Below are 22,619 nucleotides of genomic sequence, written 5' to 3'. Positions count from 1 at the left end.
GGTAGAAACTTCAAACAGTCAATGGACATATTCCGTCTTAACGATTTAACTAAAAAGTAAACTTGATCGCGGATCAGCTTAGTTGTATAAATAAGCGTTTGATACTCTTAAAGAGGTCAGAGGCCAGAGATCAATAATTATTAGAACGGTAATTTAAGACCCTGCTCCGTACAAGATACCTGAGCAGTGGATTGAATAATTAATAAAAGGAGCACACCCATGACGGATTATGCTTTCAAGGAAACAAAAGCGTTAGATTACAAAAGACCTGAAATCGAAAATGGTTACACCGATCAAACTTTATATATCAATCTTTCGGACCCGCAGATTGACATTAAACCGGTGGCCCCGGAAACCAAAAAAACCTTTATCGGGGGCAAGGGCTATGACCTGTGGCTGTTGTGGAACGCGGTACAGCCGTCCACCCACTGGAATGACCCTGAAAATGCTCTCTGTATTTCGTCCGGCCCGCTGGGGGGCACTCCCATTTATCCGGGCTCCGGTAAAAGCATTGTCGCCACCCTTTCTCCGCTGACGGCATCGGTAATCGATTCCAACGTCGGCGGTTATTTTGGCCCTTACCTTAAATTTTCTGGTTTCGACGCCCTGGAAATCCAGGGCAAGACGGCGGCAGAGGTGGTCGTCTTTATCGATGGGATCAACCAGAAAATCCAACTTTTCGAGACCAGCGGTCTGCCGGACAACGCCTATGAACTGTCTGCCATTTTAACCGAGCATTTTGCCCAGGGAAAACCGCGCAACATTTCGGTGGTATCCGCAGGCCCCGGGGCCAAAAATACCTTGATCGGCTGTCTCAATTTTACCTGGTACGATCCCAAGCGCAAGCGCGCCCGCTACAAACAGGCCGGCCGCGGCGGTGTCGGAACCGTGTTTGCCGACAAGGGCTTAAAAGCCGTTGTTGCCTGCTGGAAGACGGTCACCGCCGACACGAATAACCCGGCGGACAAAACCCGTCTCAAAAATGTGGCCAAGCTGCACTCCCGTGAAATCGTGGAACTGGATCCCAAACAAAATGAAATGGCCAAAATCGGCACCACCCATCTGGTCACCATTATGAATGACCACGATCTGCTGCCGACCCACAATTTTCGCTACGGCCAGCATGACCAAGCCCCAAACCTGGGCCAGGAAGTTTACCGGCGCCTGTTTGACCCGGGTTTTGACGGCTGCTGGATGGGATGCACCGTGGCCTGTTCGCACGGTATCAAAGATTTTGTTCCTTTAACCGGCCCTTACAAGGGCCAAAAGGTTTTTGTCGACGGGCCCGAATATGAAACCATTGCCGGCTGCGGCTCCAATCTGGGCATTTTTGATCCGCACACGGTGGCGGAAATGAATTTTTATTGTGATGCCTACGGTCTGGATACGATATCAGTGGGCACTGCAATTGCCTTTGTGATGGAATGCTTTGAAATGGGATTGATCGACGCCACCCATACCGGTGGTCTGGATCTTCATTTCGGCAACCGTGACGCTGCTCTGGAGATCGTGCATCAAATGGCGGCCGGAGAAGGATTCGGTCAAGTTGTTGGCCAGGGCATTCGCAGAATGAAGGCCATTTTCGCAAAGGATTTCGGAGCAGATGCCAAGATTATGCAGGACATCGGAATGGAGGCCAAAGGCTTGGAATTTTCGGAATACATGACCAAGGAATCACTGGCCCAGCAAGGAGGCTATGGGCTGGCGCTCAAAGGCCCCCAGCATGATGAGGCCTGGCTGATATTTTTGGACATGGTGCACAACTTTATGCCCACCTTCGAACAAAAAGCCGAAGCCCTGCACTGGTTTCCGATGTTTCGCACCTGGTTTGGGCTTTGCGGCCTGTGCAAACTGCCGTGGAACGATATCATCCCCGAAGACAACAAAGATACCGAGGAGCCGGCCAAAGTCATGAAACACGTCCAGTGGTATGCCGACTACTTCAGTGCCATTACCGGCAATGAGGCCGCCCCCGATGACCTTATAAAAATGAGCGAGGGCGTTTATAATTTTCAACGGGTCTTTAACCTGCGTATGGGTTTTGGCCGCCGCCAGCACGATGATCTTCCTTACCGGGCAGTGGGGCCCGTTACCGAAACAGAATATGAATCCCGTGTCGAACGCTACGATAAACAATTGGTTGATAAGTACAAATTCGATATTGAGGGCAAACCGACGGCTGAAAAGCTGGCTGAGTTGCGCCGGCAGCGCGAAAATCAATATGAAACTCTCAAAGATGCCGTTTATAAGCGCCGCGGATGGACACCGGACGGCATCCCGACCCAAGAAACCGTCAAACGTCTGGGCATTGATTTCGATGAGGTTGTCGAATTGCTCCGCGCCAACGGTGTCGATTCATGATTCAGGTAGCCGGCAAGCAGATCGAATGGCGAGAAGGCATGACCGTTTCAGACCTGCTCGATGAGCTCAACGATCTCCATCCTTATGCTGTGGTGCGCATCAATCACCAGTATGTCACCCGGCCCAATTTCGAGCATACATTGGTCCCCGATGATGCCGAGGTTTTTCTGATCCCAATGGTTGCCGGCGGTTAGGTACAACCGAAAGCATGGCGCATGGGGCGGCGATCGATAGCAAGATGCACCCCATGCGCCGTGCAACCTGCGCCAACCTTCTTATGTTTCCCATCTGACATTGCCACCCATTCCGACCGATTCTGATTATTTCCATGAAGCCGATGTTGACCGCCGGATTTGCAATCCGGTTAAGGATGTGATATTCTTAATAATCATCAACTAAATCCCATCGATACACTGAAAATTCGCCGCATGTCAATTATGATTCCGGTCTCAAGTTTTGACGGTTACAGCCCGATATTACATGTGCAATCAAATGGCCCAAAAGCCTTGTTCTTTGTCAATTAGGGAAAGTTTCAGGCGGACAAACGTCGCAAAATCGCATAAAGCTGCGGCATCTTTTCTCAAGGGGATAGTAAGCGCCCCCCGGACAGACAGGGGCAATATAGTGTCTTACCCTTTGATTTTGCGTGAAAAATCTTGACTTATCATGGATTATGGTTTTAATTTTAAGCACCTGAATCGACTTCGCCGGATAACGCATTGCCAAAACAGAAAAGGTCAGGATAATCATGCTCGTATTGCGAAACCTGTTAGTGGCGGTGGCAACAGTGGTGGACTATGTGCTGGTTTTCTTCATGTTCATCATTATCGCCCGCGCCGTATTGTCATGGGTAAGCCCGGATCCCTATAATCCGATCGTACGATTTATTCATAATGTAACGGAGCCGGTGCTATATCAAATTCGTAAACGATTGCCGATGATGTACGGTGGGATCGATTTTTCTCCAATTGTTGTGATTCTGATCATTATCTTCCTGCGAATATTTGTGGTCAACAGTTTGGAAGGTATAGCTGAGTCCTTAGGATAAGATGAAAGGCTGGTGAACGCCCATGAAAATTACGCCCCTTGATATCCAACAGCAGCAGTTTAACACCCGATTTCGCGGATTCGACATTCGAGAGGTGGATGCCTTCCTGGAGCAGATAGCAGAGACCTTCGAAACTTTGCAGAAATCAAATCAAACGCTGAGTGACGAGGTCCGACGGTTGGAGCTAGAAATCCAGGGATATCGAAAACGGGAAGAGACCTTCAAAAGAGCATTGTTGAATTCTCAAACAGTATTGGACCAAATGAAGGACAATGCCCGCAAATCCGCCGAACTGATCATCGCTGAAGCTGAAGTCAAGGCTGAAAAGATCCTCAATAAAGCGCACAATCGCTTAGCGCAACTGCACGAGGATATCTCAGAGTTGAAGCGGCAGCGCATGCAAATTGAAGTCCAGATCAGTTCGATTATCGAAGCCCACTCGAGATTACTCGAAATCGGAAAAGAGGGTATCAAAGAATCGGACGAAGAAGACGACAAAATCAAGTTCCTCAAAAAGTCAAATTAAAATTCCGATTCCAAAAACCGCCACATTCCTTAAAACCGCCTGAAGCGAATGCAAGGGTGCAGACCGCGTAATATTCGGCATGTACTCATATCTTAGCCCCGTCTAATGATCTGCTTTCGTTTCAGGCGGTTTTATCCGAATTCAGCATAAAAATTCTCTGATTGATCTAAATCGTTATGGCTATGGCAGAAACGCTCATTTACAGAAAATCGATTGAAGCGATACGCAAACACGAATGATCTGATACCAGGAGTGGTGCATGGCAAAAATTGATGCATTTTTTAAACTGATGAATGAACAAGGAGCCTCTGACCTTCATCTGGCTTCCGGTCAACCGCCGGCGCTTAGAATCAGAGGTGATATTGAAAGGATTAAATATAAAGTCCTTAATAATGACGACCTCAGGGCCATGCTCTATGAAATCGCTCCCGAGCATAAGGTTAAAACATTTGAGGAAACCGGCGATATCGATTTTGCTTACGAAATTCCGGGCCTGGCCCGTTACCGCGCCAACTTCTTCATGCAAAGAAATGGTGTCGGCGCCGTCTTTCGTGAAATCCCCAGCACTATCATGACCGCCGAGCAGCTGGGGCTGCCGCCGGTTGTGTCAAAATTGGCCACATTGCCCAGGGGATTGGTCCTGGTCACCGGGCCCACCGGCAGCGGCAAATCGACGACCCTGGCATCCATTATCGATGTGGCCAATCGCGCACGTAAAGATCATATCATTACGGTGGAGGACCCGATTGAATTTGTTCATCAAAGCCAGGGGTGCATCGTCAACCACCGCGAAGTAGGATTACATACCGAAACATTTTCCAGCGCTCTGCGCGGTGCCCTGCGTGAAGACCCCGATATTATTCTGGTCGGTGAAATGCGAGACCTTGAAACCATCTCGCTGGCCGTCGAAGCGGCGTCGACCGGTCACCTGGTATTCTCCACATTGCATACATCCAGCGCCTATAAAACGGTTGACCGCGTCATCGAGGTCTTTCCTTCACACGAACAACCCCTGATTCGATCAACGTTGTCGGACGGACTGCGGGCCGTTGTCGCTCAGACCCTCTTTAAACGCGTTGATCGGAAAGGTCGCATTGTGGCCCTTGAAATCTTAATTGCCAATCCCGCGGTTCGCAATCTTATTCGCGAAGGCAAGACCCATCAGATACCATCTATGATTCAAACCGGTAAAAAATTCGGTATGGTTTTGCTGGATGACTATATAATGGAGCTGTTTCAAAACGGCAAAATCAGTTCCGATGAGGCCTATGCCAAAGCCAATGAAAAGGCCAGATTCAGACCTTTGCTAAAAGCGCCGCCAACCGACTTTACCGAGGTCTAATATAGCCAGAACGAAAAACTGATTAAAACCACAAAAACACAAAGGGCACAAAAAATAGTTTTTTTATTTTTTAGTCTGAGCATATCTTCGTGTGTTTCGTGGTGATTTTTGAAACGCATTTTGATCGCTAACATATGATCTAAAACAACAAAGGCCGTACCATGAAAAAACAAGAAATCGACCATCTTCTAGTTAGAATGCTGGATTATCACCGGGATGTCTCCGATCTTAACTTTACGGTCGGCAAACCGATGCAGGTGGAAAGCGCCGGTGAGCTCATACCCGTTGATGTAAAACCGTCCTTTAAGGCGCTGTCCCCGTTTCAAACCGAAGTCATTGCCCTGAACCTGGTCAACCAGGACCGCCGCCTGACCAAAGCGCTGTTAAGTGCCGGCTCTTGCGACATGTCTTACTCTCTGCCCGGCAAGGCGCGCTTCAGGGTCAACATTTTTTCCCAGGGAGCCAATATATCGATCGTTTTGCGTAAACTGGAGTCTAAAATTCCGACCATCGAAGATCGCGAGCTGCCCAAAACGATGTTCCAGATCGCCAAGGAAATCAATGGCATTGTCTTTGTCACCGGTGCTACCGGTTCCGGTAAAACCACCACTTTGGCGGCCATACTGGATGAAATTAACGAAAATAAATCCGTGCATATTATCACTTTGGAAGATCCGGTTGAATATCAACACCCCCATAAAAAATCCACCTTCAACCAGCGTGAACTGGGCATGGATTTTGACAACTATGCCAATGGATTGCGGGCTGCACTGCGGCAAGCCCCCAAGGTGATTCTGGTTGGCGAAATGCGCGATCGCGAGACAATTGAAATCGGCTTGCGCGCTGCTGAAACCGGTCACCTGGTGTTAACAACGCTGCATACCGTGGATGCCGGCTCAACGGTCAATCGTATTCTGGGTATGTTTACCACCGAAGATGCTGAGCAGATTCGCATCCGTCTGGCCGATACCATGCGCTGGATCGTCTCCCAACGACTGGTGCCCCAGGTCGGCGGCGGCCGGGTAGCAACCTTTGAAATTCTGGGTACGAATCTGAGGGTCAAAGACTTGGTTTTACACGGGCAATCGGAAGGCAAAACATTTTACGAAATCATGGAAAAGGGCAATGCTTTTGGCATGATCACCTTTGACCAACATATTATCGGTTTGTTTGAGCAGGGCCTGATTACTCAGGATACCGCGTTGGCTTATTGCTCTCAAAAAGGCGTTGTGGGCCGCGGTATCGATTCTATTAAGAGTGCCCGCGGTGAGGCCACAACAGATATTGGAAGCCTGGAAATTGATCGGAATTATGCCAAATCCGTGCATTAATAACGTTAGCCCGTTTCCCGCTTGTCCGCCTCTGGTGGGTTTGCCCGTTTACCGGTTAAAAACACATCAAGCTTTCTTATTCAATAACGGGCTAAACGGGCTTAACTGGCACAACGGGATAACCTAAATGTAAGATTGAAGCTAAGCGCCCCAATCTAAAAAAGTCTCGAATTTTTGGTAAATTAGTAAAAAGGTAAGATAAGGAATACACACAATGGATGTTATCTGTACCAGTTGTCAAAGTAAATTCAAAATCGCAAATGACAAAATACCCGCTAACAAGCGTACAACCGTTGCCTGCCCTAAATGTAAAGGCTATATTACGTTGAGACCCCGCAAGGGTGCCGCGGGCGGCGGTGGCGGCGGTTCAATTAGCAGTTATGATGCAACGGAGAAACCGTTTGACTTTATCGAAGAAGAAGGATTGACCGCCCTGGTATGCGAACCGAATCCACCGGTTCGGCGAACGATCACCAATGCACTGGAAGTTTTGGATTACCAGATCACTGAGGCCGAAAGCGCTAGGGATGCGTTAAAACGCATGCGCTATCACAATTACGATCTATTTGTCATCAATGAACAATTTGATACCGACAATCCGGAGTCCAACGGTATATTGCTGTATCTTGAAAGGTTGAGTATGACCGTGCGCCGCAATATGTTTGTGGCATTGATCAGCAACAGGTTTCGAACGATGGACAACATGATGGCCCTTAACAAGAGCGTCAATTTAATCATCAATATCAAAAATATTGAAGATATCGGAAAAATACTAAGCCGCGGAATTACGGACAATGAGTATTTTTATCGAATTTTTAGAGGGACGCTGAAAGAGGTCGGTCGCGCCTAAAAAGTTATCTTAAAAATGCATCTAATGGCCAAGGGCTGTGTTAAAAACCGATTCAAAATGCTCGAATACTAGTCCGCCGGAGGCGGACTCCACTTTTGAATCGGTTTTTGCCTTGCCCTTGGCCATTAATCTACTATTTTTAAGATAACTTTCATATTTCAGTTTCCCAAGTTCCTTTTCTTGACGCTAAAAAATAATTGATTTATCTTTCCCTACAAGCAAATTAGCATCCTGCCTAATCAACTTTAGACAATCTAAGTGGTACAATTGAAGATGAATATTGAAAAGATAGCGGATGATCTTTTTTTGATTCCGCTGACACCTGCCATTACAGGTTTTAACGATTTTATCTGTGCCTGGTTATACCGTGGAACTACCACATGCTTAATTGACGTGGGCCCTTCAGCCAGTACACCGCAACTCTTAGGTGCCTTACGGGAATTAGACGTCAATCAGCTGGATACTATTCTGCTGACGCATATTCACCTGGATCATGCCGGCGCTATAAGCGAGGTTGCAGCGTCTTTTCCTATGGCGCCGATCATATGCCATCCCGTGGCCATCCCGCACCTGATTGATCCCACCCGACTGTGGCAGGGGTCGAAAAAAGTACTTGGCTCGATGGCCGACGCTTACGGGCCGATAAAGCCGGTCCCCGCAGAAAGGCTTCAGGCTGCCAGTGATTATCAGAGCAAATCCATCATAGCGATCATTACACCCGGACATGCAGCCCATCATGTGAGCTATCAAACTGGAAAATACCTTTTTGCCGGTGAAACCGGGGGCGTTTTCATATCCCTGCCAAATAACAAATTTTACTTACGCCCGGCCACCCCGCCGAAATTCTTTCTGCAAGATGCCCTTCAAAGTATCGATGCCCTCATTGACTGCGACCCGCAGATGATCTGCTACGGTCACTATGGCGTTCATCCGGATGCCGTCAAGATGCTGCAGATCCATTACCGTCAACTTCAATTCTGGGAACAGCTGCTCAGGAAGGCAGGAACTAGATACAAAGAACCAGATCGAACAGCCGAATGCTTGACAAAACTGTTAAAGGAAGACGCACTGATGGCATCCTTCGACCAACTGCCGTCAGACGTGCAGGCGCGGGAAAAATATTTTCTTCAAAACAGCATCAATGGGTATTTGGGATTCTTAAGCTCAGAGAAGTAATTCAGATATCAGGCTCTAAAGTTCCGCCGTTGGCGGTTCAGGTGTCAGGCCTTCGGTGGCCAGTTTTGAGCCCCTGCAACTCCGGAGCCCCACAGATCAAATGTTTTAGTTGGTTTCCGGTTTCAGTCTTATGTTCCCTGACACCTGAACACTGACACCTGAAACCTTAACGTGATGCTTGATTTGCTATGACCTTCAAGCCTGCCAGGGTCAGTGCCGGTTCGACCACTTCAATGGTTTCGGAAACATTGAATAACAGCTCGGCCAGACCGCCGGTGGCAATAACCTTGGGTTCCGTGCCCATTTCCTGTTGCATGCGTTTTACGATTCCATCCACCAGACCCGCATAGCCGAATATAATGCCGGATTGAATACTGCCGATCGTGTCTTTGCCAATGACAGCTTCAGGCGGCGTAAAAAGTTCCACCCGTGGTAGCTTGGAAGCTTTTAAAAACAGGGCTTCTGAGGCAATACCAATCCCTGGACAGATGGCCCCGCCAAGATATTCACCCTTTTCAGAAATGGCGTCAAAGGTTGTGGCGGTACCAAAATCGACCACGATCAGACTTTGGCGGTATCGATGATAGGCGGCCACGGCATTAACAATACGGTCGGCGCCAACCTCCCCCGGATTTTTCAATAAAATGGGCATACCGGCGCAATTTTTGGCATCCACCCATGTAGGTGGATGGCCGATATACTTGCGACAGAAGGCATCCAAAATGGTGACCATCGGTGGGACCACACACGAGATAATGGTTTGTTCGATATCACTCACTTTGATGTTGTCAGACGTGAACAGGCTGTTAATCAACACATTGAACTCATCCTCGGTGGTGTTGCGTTCAGTATGGATGCGCCAATCGTTCCGCAGTTGGTCGTCTTGATAAACACCCAGAACCGTGTGGGTATTGCCGACATCTATTACCAGGAGCATTTCGTTAACCTCTTTTTGTGTGTTCAGGTGTCAGGTGTCAGATGCTCAAGTACATATCGAAAACCGAGAACTTTCTGGTTTGACTCAATAAAGTAGCCGTCACCGCAGTAAGGCAGCCTTTCGGGCCATTGACTGACACCCGACACCCGACACCTGAAACCTTAATATTTTTATTCGCTGGGGCGCAGCATGGTAAATAATAGGTCACTTAGGTGGTATATAGCACGTAAGGCCTAATCTTCCTGCGCGGCCCGCATCGCATCTATAATCTGAATGGTGGCTCGGGTGTTGGCGACATCGTGAACCCGCACGATATGTGCACCGCATAAGATCGCCGCTGCCACTGTAGCCTGGGTACCGGTTTCAACGATCGGCAAATCCGGAGAAAGATCATCGCTGTGCTCGTCTTTTAGCAATTTGCGAATAAAGGTTTTGCGAGAAGGCCCCACCATAATCGGCGCGTCCAGGGCGGTAAAGGATGACAACTGCCGGATGAGCAAAAGATTATGCGAAACGGTTTTGCCGAAACCAATTCCCGGATCGATGATGATGTTTGATTTTGAAATACCCTGCTGTTCAGCCCTCACGATCGCATCCTTTAAAAAATCTGATATTTCACCGATCAAATCTGTATAGGAGGGAGATAACTGCATGGTTTTGGGGCTGCCCAACATGTGCATGACCACCAATGGGGCACCAAACTCGGCGGCCACCGCCCCCAAATCCGGATCGAAGCGCAGTGCGGAGATGTCGTTGATAATCGATGCCCCGGCGTTGATTGCCTGCCGGGCGACTTCGGCCTTCATGGTATCAATGGATATCGGGATGGAAATTTTAGAGGCCAATTGTTCAATGACCGGGATCACCCTTTCGATTTCCTCATCGACTGGAACCGGATCAGCAAAGGGCCGGGTTGATTCCCCTCCGATATCCAATATGTCGGCGCCGTCAGCTGCCAGTTTCAGCCCCTGAGTGACGGCGGCTTCATGGGATAGGAATTTACCACCATCGGAAAATGAGTCTGGCGTCACATTCACCACACCCATAATTTGTGTTTGACGGCCAAATTCCATTTCGAAACCGGCCCATGTTAGCTGATATGTTTTGGGAAACGCCGGCATATCAGGGTGGATCGGCGGCGGATTCGGTGGTGGTTTCTTGATCATCCAGGGGTCTTGAAGGAAGCTCGATGCCAGGCCGCAACTCCTGAATTAGCTCATCCAACTCTTTTCCCATAACGGTTTCCTTTTCAAGCAGCACTTCTGCCAGCTTGTGAAGGATATCCAGGTTTTCGTTTAAAACCGTTTTGGCTCGTTCATAGGAGTTTTTGATCAAATTATTGATTTCATCATCAATTTTTTGAGCTGTCGCTTCGGAGTAATCTCTGTGCTGGGCAATCTCACGACCCAGAAATACCTGTTCTTCACCTTTGGCATACGATAGCGGACCGAGGTTGTCGCTCATGCCCCAGCTTCTGATCATCTGCTGGGCAAGATCAGTTGCCTTTTTGATATCATTGGCAGCACCAGTGCTGATGCGATTGAAAACAATTTCCTCCGCCACTCTTCCGCCGAAGGCAACTGCCAGCTCCATTTGGAGCTGATCCTTATACTTAAAATCCCGTTCATCGGGTAAAAACCAGGTAACGCCGGCAGCACGGCCGCGCGGTATGATGGTGATTTTGTTGACGGGATCGGTCTCAGGCAGAAAACGAGCCACCAGCGCATGGCCGCCCTCATGGTAAGCGGTCACCTTGCGGTCTTCTTCTTTAATCACTTTGGATTTGCGCTCAAGGCCCATGTAGACTTTGTCTTTGGCATCTTCAAAATCGACCATGCCAATTTTTTCCTTGTTGCGCTTGGCTGCCAGCAACGCGGCCTCATTGACCAGGTTTTCAAGATCGGCACCTGAGAATCCGGGGGTACCCTTGGCCAGAATGACCACATTCACATCCTTGTCTATGGGTGTTTTTTGCATGTGCACGCGCAATATTTTTTCACGGCCCCGAATATCGGGCATTGATACAACCACCTGCCGGTCAAAGCGACCGGGGCGCAGCAATGCCGGGTCCAGGACATCGGGCCGGTTGGTGGCCGAAATTAGAATCACGCCTTCATTGGATTCAAATCCATCCATTTCGACCAGCAGCTGATTCAGGGTTTGTTCTCTTTCGTCGTGGCCGCCGCCCAGTCCGGCACCGCGGTGACGACCGACCGCATCAATTTCATCAATAAAAATGATGCAGGGCGCATTCTTTTTGCCCTGTGTGAACAAATCCCTGACACGGGAGGCACCAACCCCGACAAACATTTCGACAAAATCAGAGCCGCTGATACTAAAAAACGGCACCCCGGCTTCACCCGCAATGGCTCTCGCCAGAAGGGTTTTGCCGCAGCCCGGAGGACCGACCAGAAGGACACCTTTGGGAATGCGCCCACCCAGTCGTGTGAATTTTTTAGGGTCTCTGAGAAATTCGACGATCTCAATCAATTCTTCCTTGGCTTCATCGATCCCGGCGACATCCTCAAAAGTTACTCTTTCGGACTGATCGGACATCAAACGCGCACGACTTTTTCCAAAGGACAGCGCCTTTCCGCCGCCGGCCTGCATCTGGCGCATGAAAAAAATCCAAACACCAATTAACACAATCATCGGAAACCAGGAAACCAATACCGACATGTACCAAGGATTTTCAGATGGGGGCTTAGCGCTGATAGTAACGCCTTTCTGACGCAGGATATTAATTAACTCGCCATCTTCTGGCGCAAACACTTTGATTCGTTCGCCGTCGACACTGGTCACAAACAGCTCTTGGCCCTGGATAACCACTTGTGCAATGCGCTCCTCATTTACCATTGCCAAGAATTCGGTATAACTGATATTGTTTTCAGCCAGATGTTGCTTGCTGAACAGGTTATACAGCATTACCATCATCAAAGTGATGACCAGCCATAGCGCCAAATTTTTATAAAATGGGTTCAAAGACGATTACCTCCTCAAAATCTTTAAATTGAGACCTGCAAGAAACCTTCCTAACAACAGTATCCTTTACCTGGATTCAAATTTCAAGTATCAAATGTCGTCCGGCACCAAAGATGCAAGCAGAGCTCCAAACTACAGTGAAATTAATCATCATCGCGCCTTAGGCAAGCAAAAGTTCGGCTTTGAGCACGTAACGAGTGCGCGTATCGATTTTAGCTGCATTATCCAGTCGATAACCCACCACCCAGATAATTTTATTGCGGCTCAGGACGATTGGGCATTTCATGCGTTCAGTTCTTGAAATTTTATGGTCAATAAAAAATTTTTTCAGCTTTTGGCGTCCACTGACGCCCAATGGTGAGAATCGATCGCCGGGACGGAAATTACGAATCACCAGCGGAAAGCTGAGTTTATCTCTGTCGAAAAAAGCGATTTGCGGATCAGTTTGACGCCAGTCTGCAATTTGCTTAATCGGCATTTCACTGAATTGGATCTGCAGACCCGCTTCTTTAATCGAAATTACACCGGGGTCCGGTAGCTCATACAGATAATCAGGCACTTCTGAAGCCAGACGCCCGCTGTGAGGGCGAGACCGCCGATGCTGAGATTCAGATATCAGCAGTCGGTCACCATCCCGCCAGACACAGATACCATCCGGAAGGTCTACAGCCCCCGCCGGTGGCCCCTGTTGAACCAGTTTCAATACCGCTTCAATATGGTTGAATGCAATTCGCCTGAGGTTGCCTTTGACTTGCAAGACGGCCTTGCGGATGAGGCGTCTTTGAACAGCGGTCGGTTTGGAGGTTAAACCGGTTCGGCTTAGCCCGAGCCTGCCCGGTTGCTCAAAGACAAGCGCATCTGTAAAAAACTTCTGGACGTGATTCTCAAGCCACTCTTCTTCGGCAGACAAAATGGTGGCAAGCCGGTTGAGCGATTCAACACATTTTGGATTATATTTATCCTGGAGTTCGGGGATCAAGCGGGTTCGGATTTTATTGCGCAAAAATCGCAAATCCCGATTCGACGAATCCACAACATAGTCTAAACCGCGGGCAGCCAGATAATCTAAAATGTCAATGCGCCGCAAGTTGATCAAGGGTCTGATGATGCGATCAGGTCTTACGGCCGGCATTCCTGCTAAACCCAGAGGGCCGCTGCCACGCAGCATAGCCATCAAAACCTGTTCGGCGTTATCATCCACATGATGCCCAAGCGCAATTTTGTCGCACCGCTGTTGCTCGGCGGTATGATGGTAAAATCGATAGCGCAGTCGTCGGGCTGCCTCCTCAATGGAGAGGTGGTGCTTTTTTCGGTAGCGCTGCACATCTTGTGTTTCTGCATAAAGCGGGATTTCTAAATTTTTGGCCAAAGAGACCACAAACGCTTGATCACGATCGGCTTCACTCGGCCGAAGGCCATGATTCAGGTGGGCGATCGCTAATCTTAGCGTATACTTCGGCGCCAGGGAATGCAAAATATGGATTAGAGCTACTGAATCCGGGCCACCTGACACACCGGCCAGAACAGTATCACCGGATTGAATCATGGAATGAATGCGGATGGTTTGATCAACCGATCGAATGAGCTTTTTTTCGATGGTGGAAAAGGATGATACAGGGTGTTTTGTTGCCATAAATGGTTAACCTGATTTTTGCAAGCAACGTCAACATTCAAATAGTCGACAAATGCCTGATACCTTTCATTTATCTATTGCAGGGACCCCGATAAGTCAATGCAAAACGCTGTTCGCCACGTTCGGGTTGCGAGTTTCGCGTTGCGGGAGGTGAGCCGCCAGCGGTTAGTGCCAGCAGCAAGCAGCCAGCGCCCAGAAGCCTGTTGCCAACGGCGAATGTTCAGCACCAAATCTGAACTTGTTTATTCAAAAAAAACGAGCGCTTGTCGAGGTTGCCGCAGCTACAAGGCAGATGGCGTTCCGCAATAGTATACGATGCGGGACGACATCTAACACAGTAGATGCGGTAAGATCGGCAAGCCCGAAGGGTTTTAGATTTTGAAAAAATAAAACGATAACATTCCTAAAAAAAACAGAAAACCATTTTAAAATATAAAACGCTCGTTTTTTTGTTGAAAAAACCTGTTTATACCGTATGCTAAAGTTGGTTGTGCTAGGCGGGGAGCTAGCGGTGCCCTTTTCCCGAAATCCGCTTATGCGGGGCTGAATTCCCTCTTGAGGGTCTTACAAATGGAAAGCCGTAGCGCATTTTGATCGGGCGCCACGCAACAAACGGTCACGAACCTCGTCAGGTCCGGAAGGAAGCAGCGATAAGTGATGCAGTTTGTGTCGTGGACCGATTCCGGTCATATCGATGCTTTACCATTTCCATAAAAGATTCGACAGCGGGTGCACAACCATTTTTTTAGGTCGCAAGGTGAACCGCACTGCGATCCAGCACGGTTTGCTTGCGACTGTAACCACCTGTATTAAATTAGTTATCAAACGGCACCCAGGTAAGCTGCAAAATTTAACCCAAAAGGCGTAGAAAACGCGCTAATCCTCACTTAAACAAGGTCGCATAAAACCTGACCAAGGCCTTCTTGACATCGTTTTAAAGTGTCTTATTTTCCAATCGACATATTTCAATTTGCTAAAAATTCAGGAGAAAACGCCGGCTTATGTCAGAAAAAAAGAAAATTAAAATCAATGTTGAACCGGACGAAACAGCAAAACAAAATGAGACGGAAAATTCAGATTCCATTGATAATGATCCAGAAGATATCCAATCCGAGACAGCCGAAAATGAGAGTGTCGAGCCGACCGATCCCCTGAAGGAATTAGAGGCCAAACTGGCCGACAAAGAAGAAGAGTCCAAAGAAATGCATGAACGGTTGCTAAGGGTTTCGGCTGATTTTGAGAATTACAAGAAACGATCCGACCGCGAGATGGCGGATTTTCGCAAATATGCCAATCAATCCCTGCTCAAGGAAATGCTTACCGTCGTCGACAACTTAGAGCTGGCCATCAACTCAGCAAAAGAAGAAAAAAATGCGGATAAAAAACTAATCGAGGGGTTGAACCTTACGCGGAATGAAATGCTGCGGGTATTTGAGAAATTCAATGTCAAACCCATAAAGGCGCGCGGTGAAACATTTGATCCTGCGTTTCACGAGGCAGTAATGCGGGAAGAAACCGATGATTATCCAGAAAACACCGTGTTGAGTGAATTTCAAAAGGGGTATCTGATTCACGATCGGCTTCTCAGACCTGCTATGGTGGTGGTTGCCGCACCGAAAAGCAACGATAGTTAGCGTAATTATCATTTACGCTTAAATATAATTCAAACAATAAAGATTTGGAAAGTTAGGGAGGTAATGGAAAATGTCTAAGGTTATTGGAATTGATCTCGGCACCACAAATTCATGTGTTGCGGTGATGGAAGGCAGTGATGCCAAAGTCATCACCAACCCGGAAGGCGGTCGAACAACGCCTTCGATCGTCGCCATTTCAGAAAGCGACGAGCGCCTGGTGGGCCAGATCGCAAAGCGGCAGGCAATCACGAATCCGGAAAATACGGTTTTCGGGGTTAAACGTCTAATCGGTCGTAAGTATGCTTCACCGGAAGTACAAAGCGATGTAAAAATTCTGCCTTACAAGATTGAACAAGCTTCCAACGGCGATATCCGCATCAACATCAAGGGAAAACAGTATAGTCCAGCAGAGATCTCCTCTTTTGTTTTGGCTGATATCAAACACTCGGCCGAAGAATATCTGGGAGAAAAAGTGACCGACGCGGTCATCACGGTACCGGCATATTTTGATGATAGCCAGCGACAGTCTACCAAAGATGCGGGCAAGATTGCAGGACTGAATGTACTGAGGATCATCAACGAGCCTACTGCCGCATCGCTGGCCTACGGGCTGGATAAAAAGGGCGAAGAAAAAATCGCCGTATTCGACCTGGGCGGTGGTACATTTGACATCTCCATCCTTGAAATTGGGGAAGGTGTTTTCGAAGTAAAAGCGACCAATGGCGACACCCATTTGGGTGGTGAAGACTTCGATTTACGCTTGATTGATTATCTGGCTGACGAATTTAAAAAGGATCAGGGCATTGATCTTCGCAGCGACAAAATGGCCCTGCAGCGCCTCAAAGAAGCTGCTGAAAAGGCAAAAATGGAGCTGTCAACCTCCATGGAAACGGATGTGAATCTGCCTTTTATTACTGCTGATGCCAGCGGTCCCAAGCATTTAAACATTAAACTCACTCGCGCCAAGCTCGAAGCACTGGTCAACGACTTATTAGACAAGCTGGAGCAGCCCTGCCGAACGGCTCTGAAAGATTCCGGCCTGAGCCCCAAGGATATCAACGAAGTGATCCTGGTCGGCGGTATGACCCGTATGCCCGCAGTGCAGGAGCGTGTAAAAAAGATATTCGAAAAAGAGCCCCACAAAGGTGTGAATCCCGATGAAGTCGTGGCATTGGGTGCTGCCATCCAGGGCGGTGTGCTCAAAGGCGATGTCAAAGACGTGCTTCTGTTAGATGTTACACCGCTTTCGCTGGGAATTGAAACCTTGGGCGGTGTCCTGACCCGTTTGATTGATAAGAATACCACTATCCCGACCAAAAAAAGTCAGATATTCTCGACCGCAGCCGACAATCAGCCGGCAGTTTCCATTCACGTGCTGCAGGGTGAACGCGAAATGGCCGCCAATAACAAGACCCTGGGCCGCTTCGAACTGGTCGGCATTCCACCGGCTCCCAGGGGCATCCCTCAAATCGAGGTTACCTTTGACATTGATGCCAACGGTATTGTGAATGTCTCGGCAAAAGACCAGGCTACCGGCAAAGAACAATCCATCCAGATAACGGCATCTTCCGGTCTGTCGCAGGAAGAGATAGACAAATTGGTTAAAGATGCCGAAATGCATGCCGAAGAAGATAAGGCCAAAAGAGATTTGGTTGAAGCGCGCAACTCGGCTGACGCGTTGATTTATTCGACTGAAAAATCAATCAGCGAACTGGGCGATAAAGTTGACAGTGAAACCAAAACCAATGTTGAAGCATCCATTACGGAGCTGCGCAAGGTCATGGAAGGAGAGGATGCTGCTGAAATAAAACGGGTCAGCGACGAACTTACCAAGGCGTCCCACAAACTGGCCGAGGCCATGTATCAGCAAGCGTCGCAAAGCGAACAGCAAGCCGGTGCCGGCGCTGAAGCTGGCGATCAGGCTGCCGGAGACACTGGTGCGACGGATGAAGATGTCGTCGATGCTGATTTTGAAGAGGTCAAAGAAGAAGACAAAAAGTAAACCATTTTCATTTGGCACTTTTAAACCCGCGGAAGCTGACTTCCGCGGGTTTTTTCTAGCTTGGTTGCTATAGTTAAGAAAGGTGGCCAGCAATTCCTGCAAGGATTATATTTTTTAAATTTAAGTTCACCGCCCGCTACGCTCGAGTCGCAGAGGACGCAAAGTTGGTGTATTTTTTCCTTTGCCGCTGAGAGGACGGCAAAGGAAAAGCCTTCAGCAGCTGCGCTGCAGACACCCACATTATATTAGAATTTGTTTAAGTAATTAAGGAAGTGGCAATATTCGAAGCTGGGATAGGTTAAAGATTTTAGCTTTTCGGCCTCTCACCGAAAAGCTAAAAAAATATAAACTCTGCGATCTCTGCGCCTTTGCGGTGAAATGAAAATCGAGTATACCTTTTCAGCTGCTGTGAGCTTGACAGGCGATTCATTTGGCGGTAGGGGCTATAGCCAGAAAAACGACTGAACCGCAAGCAACAAACGAAAACCGTCAAGGGGCTAAAGGCGGTCCCCAAGATGAGCAACTACGAACAGATCATTAAAAACAATCTCCAGCATCTTTACAGCAATTTACCACAGGATCTTGCCGACAGATTACCGGCCAGCCGGATTGACAATGATTATAAATTCCAGGCCTTTGGGGAAAACTGCCGCATATCGCCGCAAGATATCCAATTAGGAGATAAGGCGGAATTTGGTCCTGCGGGAATCGTGATATCCTTATATGCACTGCAGGCCTCTGAGGTTGCTTGTCAACTGGCCCCGTTTAGAGCATTTCGGGAAATGCCTGACAGCATGCCGTATGTGGGGGCTTTTGCGTCGAATACCGAACGGCTTCTCGTCGACCATATCGATAAAATCGAACAGGCAGCGAATCGGATCACTCAGCAATTCAATGGCTCACAGGGGACCCATGCAGATGCCGGTGATTTTTCATTTACCGTTTATCCGTTGCCTAAGATTGCTTTAAATTACATCTTTTATTGTGCTGATGATGATTTTCCGGCGGCAGTGACCTGTCTTTATTCTTATAATGCGTCCGATTTTTTACCAACAGATGCACTGGCCGATACCGGTGAATATACGTCAAGAAAAATCATCGAACTCATTTAGCGCATTATCGACGAGGCTGAACGGCCCCTGATAGATTATACTGATTATCATTTTTCAGTGTTTACAAGCTGAATAAAATTCGTATTATAGATTAGTCATTTGATTGTTAACTGTTCGGACCGCAACTAAAGGAGGGATGCACATGGAAGTAACCAAAGTTCTCTGGCCGACAGATTTTTCGAGCAGCTCAGAAAAGGCATTGCCCTATGTAACCTCGTTGACCCAAAAATATCAGGCCGAGATCCATGTCCTGTATGTAATTGAGGATATTGCCCACCATGAATCCTGGTACGGTGATTTTGATCGCACGCATGTGGACAAATTGATGGAATTTGCCGAAAAATCAGGCACCAAAAGGCTGGAACAGGTCTGTGAAAAATATCTGGATGGCTGCCCGCTGTATATCAAGCATATCGCTATCGGTGACCCGGCGCAGGAGATTCTAAAACTGATCGAGAAAGAAAAGGTTGATATGGTGGTGATGGCCAGTCATGGGGAGAAAGGCAACTATCGTTTCGGCAGTGTGACAGAAAAGGTTGTTAAAAATTCTCCGGTTCCGGTAACCACAATTCCCATAGACGCGTAATCAAGGTTCAGCGTTCAAAGGTTCAAAGGTTGGATGGTGACCTTTAGAAAATCAGATCTTGAAAGTTATAAAATTTTAGGCGGCAGTTAAATGCAGTAACCCTGAACCTTGAACCTCTGAACCCGGAACCGATTGAATTACCCGCCCGATGTTTGCGGAAACGCCGTATTGGAATACAAATATTCCGCCTTTTCTTTGTGCTTCAACTCCTCGTTGGCCATTTTAAGCAGCATTTGGCGGGGCTCGCCTTCGGCATGCAAGTTGGCCAATTCGGTATAAAACTGATGGGATCTGGCTTCCCGATGGGAGGCCACCAGATAGACATCCTCAGGCTTGGAATCTTCACTAATCTCCGGTTCCTCAAGATATTCTGCAATTTTATAATCAACAACATCACTCATGCGCAGACCTTTATCGCCGAAATGACCATCGCGATAGCTGATCAGAAAGGCCTTGTGCTTCTTTTCTTCACCCGCCATAAATTCCAATGTGCTTTTAACACTCGCATCGTCAACCTTGGAATGAATGTCCATATAAAATTCATAGGCCTCCTCTTCCCGCTTTATGGCAATGTCAAGAATATCGGCAATCCTTTTTCCCATAACGCTACCTCCTCATTTCATTATTACAATTCGTCAAATATTCGCTTCAATGACAGTTTATCCTGGAAAAAACCAGTCAGCCTTTGGTCGCTAAATGGTCAGTAAACAGATGACAGACGACAGATATCAGAGGGCAGAAGACATTTATGTTGCATCATCTTGCTATTGCATTCATCCGTCATTTGTCTTCTGACTTCTGTCCTCTGAAAACCTGACACCTACTAAAGGCCAGTAGCAAGAAGCCAGGAACCAGAAAAGTATTACTGTATAAAATAGATACAAATCTATTGACGTCAACCAGGCTGAATATTGAAATGCCGAATGTTTTTATGACGGACCATACAACAGATTTCATCTCGACAAGCCGAGCTGAAACGTTTATGGTAAATTGACAGGCAACAATCTTTATGAAGGTCAGGACATATGGACAAAAGCATTAAAATGTCAACGGCAATTTTGGAGGCATTTGAAGACGGCATATATGTGATGAACCAGGACCTGGTGGTCGAATATATGAACAGCGCTATGATTGCCCAATTTGGTGACGGTACCGGTAAAAAATGCCACGATGTCATCAATCAAACGGATGAAAAATGTCCGTGGTGCGTTTCTGATGAGGTCTTTAAAGGCAAAAATATTAGCCGCGAAGTCTATGTCCCGCTGGTTGACAAAACCTATTTTATGACTGAGATCCCTTTCGAGAATGAAGACGGCACGTTATTGAAACTCAGTATTTATCGTGACATCACTGAAAGGAAAAGGCGCGAAGAAAAGCTGCGGGCTTCTGAGGCCGATTTTGCAAATCTGTTTGAGCATGTAGCCTGCGGTGTTTTCATCAGCAGCAAAGAAGGCAAATTTTTGAACGCCAACCATGCCCTTTTGGATATGCTCGGTTATGATAACAAAGATGAATTTTTAAATATCGATATCGCCAACGATCTTTATGTAAAACCGGAAGAGCGTCAGAAATTCAAAAAAATGATCGAACACGATGGTCGCGTGATCGATTGGGAAGTCGAATTTAAACGCAAAGATGGCAGCACGATCCCGGTGCTGCTCACCGGCCATGTTCGCTATGATCAGCAAGGAAATGTAATTGGATACGAAGGGCTCAATATCGATATTACCCAAAGAAAATTGATGGAACGTCAGCTCAAGGAAGCCCATGATTTTATCAATAAGATCATTCAAAGCTCACCCAATGCCATCACGGCAACGGATATGAAGGGCAATATTCTGATTTGGAACCGCGCGGCCGAGGAAAGCATCGGCTATAAGGCAACCGATGTGATCGGCAAGATGAATATCCAAAAGATATATCCGGATGAGATGGCCCGCAAAGTCATGCAGATGCTCAGAAGCCCGGAAAATGGCGGTGTTGGGCGCCTGAATGCATTCCCGATGGTCTATATGCGCCAGGATGGGGAAGTTATCGAAGGCAATCTGTCAGCCGCCATTATATACGATGCCAGCGGCAAGGAGATTGCAACGGTGGGCTCATTTGTTGACTTGAAAGAGCGCCTCGAAATGGAGCGCGCTTTGCGTAGAACCCAGGAGCAACTCCTGCAGTCGGAAAAACTGGCGGCTATGGGGCGCCTAACCTCTCAAATCGCACATGAATTGAACAACCCGTTGTATGGCATCATGAACACCCTTGAGCTGCTGAAAACCGAAATCTCCACCCAGAGCAAACGCCGCAAAGTTCTGGAGATGGCGCTGTCTGAAACCGTGAGGCTGAGTGAATTATTGCGCAAGATGCTGTCGTTTTCCAAGCCGGACCAGGAGGAGAAACAAGCAGTCGATGTGAACACCGTGCTTGATGAAATTTTGCTGCTGCATGAAAAACAATTGCAGGAGAACGATATCAAAATCAAAACCGATTTCGCACAGCAGCTTCCGAAAATCAAGGCTTCCAAAAACCAGCTGCGTCAGGTGTTTCTCAACTTAGTGGCCAATGCCCGGGATGCCATGCCCAAAGGCGGTACCCTGAATGTGGCGACTTCAGCAGACGCTGAGAATATTGACATTAAAATAGCCGATACCGGTGTCGGTATCAAAGAAGAGCACATCAAAAAGATTTTTGACAGCTTTTTTACCACCAAAGACAGCGTCAAAGGCGTGGGTCTGGGGTTATCGGTTTGCTATGGTTTCATCAAAGATCATGGCGGCGATGTTCAGGTCCAGAGCCAGGAAGGCTCGGGAACCACCTTTACAATCACCTTTCCCATCCTGCAGGAAACAGCAGCCGAACAAGAAGCCTCAGCACCATAACGTTTTCCTCACCGATTCGTATGCCTTGAAGCGATTTCTCAATAACCCCAATAGACCAAAATGAGATTTTCTTCTTGGAAGAGGCTTAAATTAGGTCAGCCAGTGCTAAAGACGCTATCCGAATAATAAAGAAGATTCCCCGCATATTAGATCAAAGTCGTACTTACTCGCCAAAAATTCTATAATTTCTATAAAAACTGAAATTTATCTGAATCGCAAACCAAAT

Annotated in this window: 18 protein-coding genes and 1 other RNA gene; 14 read left to right on the top strand and 5 right to left on the bottom strand. The window is 47.7% G+C overall.

Annotated elements, in window-relative coordinates; all coding sequences use genetic code 11:
- Positions 1 to 219: 219 nt before the first annotated feature.
- From QNJ26_06785 to QNJ26_06750, 8 genes are all read left to right on the top strand, one after another.
- Positions 220 to 2,361, top strand: coding sequence for an aldehyde ferredoxin oxidoreductase C-terminal domain-containing protein (locus QNJ26_06785; GenBank protein MDJ0985231.1), 2,142 nt, complete (start codon positions 220 to 222; stop codon positions 2,359 to 2,361).
- Positions 2,358 to 2,555, top strand: coding sequence for a sulfur carrier protein ThiS (thiS, locus tag QNJ26_06780; GenBank protein ID MDJ0985230.1), 198 nt, complete (start codon positions 2,358 to 2,360; stop codon positions 2,553 to 2,555). Before QNJ26_06785 ends, thiS begins: the two co-directional genes overlap by 4 nt.
- A gap of 554 nt (positions 2,556 to 3,109) precedes the next feature.
- Positions 3,110 to 3,409 (top strand): YggT family protein, encoded by a 300-nt coding sequence (locus tag QNJ26_06775; GenBank protein MDJ0985229.1) that lies wholly within the window; start codon positions 3,110 to 3,112, stop codon positions 3,407 to 3,409.
- 22 nt (positions 3,410 to 3,431) lie between these two features.
- Positions 3,432 to 3,935: a DivIVA domain-containing protein gene (locus QNJ26_06770; protein MDJ0985228.1), complete on the top strand. Its 504-nt coding sequence runs from the start codon at positions 3,432 to 3,434 to the stop codon at positions 3,933 to 3,935.
- A 259-nt stretch (positions 3,936 to 4,194) separates the two neighbouring features.
- Complete coding sequence (locus QNJ26_06765) at positions 4,195 to 5,277, top strand: type IV pilus twitching motility protein PilT (GenBank protein ID MDJ0985227.1); 1,083 nt, start codon at positions 4,195 to 4,197, stop codon at positions 5,275 to 5,277.
- A 161-nt stretch (positions 5,278 to 5,438) separates the two neighbouring features.
- The gene (locus tag QNJ26_06760) at positions 5,439 to 6,608 is read left to right on the top strand and encodes a PilT/PilU family type 4a pilus ATPase (protein MDJ0985226.1); all 1,170 of its coding nucleotides are present in this window, start codon (positions 5,439 to 5,441) and stop codon (positions 6,606 to 6,608) included.
- A gap of 214 nt (positions 6,609 to 6,822) precedes the next feature.
- Positions 6,823 to 7,458, top strand: a complete 636-nt coding sequence (locus tag QNJ26_06755; protein MDJ0985225.1) for a zinc-ribbon domain-containing protein — start codon at positions 6,823 to 6,825, stop codon at positions 7,456 to 7,458.
- A gap of 273 nt (positions 7,459 to 7,731) precedes the next feature.
- The gene (locus QNJ26_06750; protein ID MDJ0985224.1) at positions 7,732 to 8,634 is read left to right on the top strand and encodes an MBL fold metallo-hydrolase; all 903 of its coding nucleotides are present in this window, start codon (positions 7,732 to 7,734) and stop codon (positions 8,632 to 8,634) included.
- Between the two features lie 166 nt (positions 8,635 to 8,800).
- Here the strand turns inward: QNJ26_06750 and QNJ26_06745 are convergent, their stop codons facing one another.
- The 4 genes from QNJ26_06745 to tilS all read right to left on the bottom strand — a co-directional run bounded on the left by QNJ26_06745 (position 8,801) and on the right by tilS (position 14,186).
- Positions 8,801 to 9,571: a type III pantothenate kinase gene (locus tag QNJ26_06745; protein MDJ0985223.1), complete on the bottom strand. Its 771-nt coding sequence runs from the start codon at positions 9,569 to 9,571 to the stop codon at positions 8,801 to 8,803.
- Positions 9,572 to 9,804: 233 nt separating this feature from the next.
- Positions 9,805 to 10,737 carry a dihydropteroate synthase gene (gene folP / locus QNJ26_06740; GenBank protein MDJ0985222.1) on the bottom strand — a complete coding sequence of 311 codons (933 nt, stop codon included), beginning with the start codon at positions 10,735 to 10,737 and terminating at the stop codon, positions 9,805 to 9,807.
- Complete coding sequence (gene ftsH / locus QNJ26_06735; GenBank protein ID MDJ0985221.1) at positions 10,694 to 12,553, bottom strand: ATP-dependent zinc metalloprotease FtsH; 1,860 nt, start codon at positions 12,551 to 12,553, stop codon at positions 10,694 to 10,696. The genes folP and ftsH overlap by 44 nt, the downstream gene beginning before the upstream one ends.
- A 160-nt stretch (positions 12,554 to 12,713) precedes the next feature.
- A complete protein-coding gene (gene tilS, locus QNJ26_06730) occupies positions 12,714 to 14,186 on the bottom strand; it encodes a tRNA lysidine(34) synthetase TilS (GenBank protein ID MDJ0985220.1) in 1,473 nt (490 codons plus the stop codon).
- A 488-nt stretch (positions 14,187 to 14,674) separates the two neighbouring features.
- Here tilS and ffs point away from each other — a divergent pair.
- The 5 genes from ffs to QNJ26_06705 all read left to right on the top strand — a co-directional run bounded on the left by ffs (position 14,675) and on the right by QNJ26_06705 (position 19,520).
- Positions 14,675 to 14,923: signal recognition particle sRNA large type (ffs, locus tag QNJ26_06725), an RNA gene on the top strand.
- Between the two features lie 264 nt (positions 14,924 to 15,187).
- Complete coding sequence (gene grpE / locus QNJ26_06720; protein ID MDJ0985219.1) at positions 15,188 to 15,820, top strand: nucleotide exchange factor GrpE; 633 nt, start codon at positions 15,188 to 15,190, stop codon at positions 15,818 to 15,820.
- A 70-nt stretch (positions 15,821 to 15,890) separates the two neighbouring features.
- Complete coding sequence (gene dnaK, locus QNJ26_06715; GenBank protein MDJ0985218.1) at positions 15,891 to 17,822, top strand: molecular chaperone DnaK; 1,932 nt, start codon at positions 15,891 to 15,893, stop codon at positions 17,820 to 17,822.
- 515 nt (positions 17,823 to 18,337) lie between these two features.
- The gene (locus QNJ26_06710; protein ID MDJ0985217.1) at positions 18,338 to 18,934 is read left to right on the top strand and encodes a DUF3786 domain-containing protein; all 597 of its coding nucleotides are present in this window, start codon (positions 18,338 to 18,340) and stop codon (positions 18,932 to 18,934) included.
- A gap of 142 nt (positions 18,935 to 19,076) precedes the next feature.
- Complete coding sequence (locus QNJ26_06705; protein MDJ0985216.1) at positions 19,077 to 19,520, top strand: universal stress protein; 444 nt, start codon at positions 19,077 to 19,079, stop codon at positions 19,518 to 19,520.
- A gap of 137 nt (positions 19,521 to 19,657) precedes the next feature.
- Here the strand turns inward: QNJ26_06705 and QNJ26_06700 are convergent, their stop codons facing one another.
- Positions 19,658 to 20,122 (bottom strand): ferritin family protein, encoded by a 465-nt coding sequence (locus QNJ26_06700; GenBank protein ID MDJ0985215.1) that lies wholly within the window; start codon positions 20,120 to 20,122, stop codon positions 19,658 to 19,660.
- A gap of 423 nt (positions 20,123 to 20,545) precedes the next feature.
- Here QNJ26_06700 and QNJ26_06695 point away from each other — a divergent pair, with 423 nt between their 5' ends.
- Entirely contained in the window at positions 20,546 to 22,393 is a 1,848-nt protein-coding gene (locus tag QNJ26_06695; protein ID MDJ0985214.1) for a PAS domain S-box protein, read from the top strand.
- Positions 22,394 to 22,619 lie beyond the last annotated feature (226 nt).

The sequence above is a fragment of the Desulfobacterales bacterium genome, assembly GCA_030066985.1.
In the GTDB taxonomy this organism is placed as follows: domain Bacteria; phylum Desulfobacterota; class Desulfobacteria; order Desulfobacterales; family JAHEIW01; genus JAHEIW01.
Note: the sequence above shows the minus strand (reverse complement) of the source record. Positions and strands in the feature narration are given on the sequence as shown.